The sequence below is a fragment of the Methylobacterium indicum genome (genome assembly GCF_001043895.1).
GTDB classification, from domain to species: Bacteria; Pseudomonadota; Alphaproteobacteria; order Rhizobiales; family Beijerinckiaceae; genus Methylobacterium; species Methylobacterium indicum.
The window spans coordinates 1-727 of record NZ_JTHF01000441.1 but is presented as its reverse complement, the minus strand read 5'-3'; the positions used below and the strand labels follow the sequence as shown (position 1 = coordinate 727).

The window sequence follows — 727 nt, the reverse complement described above, 5'->3', positions numbered from 1 at the left end:
CGCCTCGCCTATACCTTCGCGATGGACCACGGCGCCTTTCCGGCCTCGCTGCATTACCGCGGCTACCCGAAATCGATCTGCACCTCGATCAACCACGTCGTCTGCCACGGCATCCCGAACGACAAGCCGCTGCGCGAGGGCGACATCGTCAACCTCGACATCTGCCTGATCGTCGACGGCTGGCATGGTGATTCGAGCCGCATGGCCTATGTCGGCGAGGTGCCCCGTAAGGCCGCGCGCCTGTGCGAGATCACCCACGAGGCGATGATGCGCGGCATCGCGGCGATCAAGCCCGGCGGCACCACCAACGACATCGGCGCGGCGATCCAGGCTTTTGCGGAAGGCGAGCGCTGCTCGGTGGTGCGCGACTTCTGCGGCCACGGCCTCGGCCGGACCTACCACGACGCGCCGACCATCCTGCATTACGTCGAGCCGAGCTACAGCGTCGCCCTGAAGCCGGGCCAGTTCTTCACCGTCGAGCCGATGATCAATCTCGGCCGCCCGCACGTGAAGGTGCTGGCCGACGGCTGGACGGCGGTGACCCGCGACCGCTCGCTCTCGGCCCAGTTCGAGCACACCGTGGCGGTGACCGAGACCGGCGTCGAGATCTTCACGCTCTCGCCCAAGGGGCTGGACAAGCCGATCGACACCGCCGCCACCGCCTGAGCGCCCGGCCATGGCCCGCCCGCCCCGCAGCGATCCGGTTTTCGCGGAGATGGGCGCGCCC

General features: G+C 68.6%; 1 protein-coding gene. It reads left to right on the top strand.

Going from position 1 to position 727, the window contains the following annotated elements; translation table 11 throughout:
• Positions 1-666, top strand: a 666-nt coding sequence (map, locus tag QR78_RS31320) for a type I methionyl aminopeptidase (protein WP_048431548.1), incomplete at its 5' end; no start/stop codon positions are given.
• Positions 667-727 lie beyond the last annotated feature (61 nt).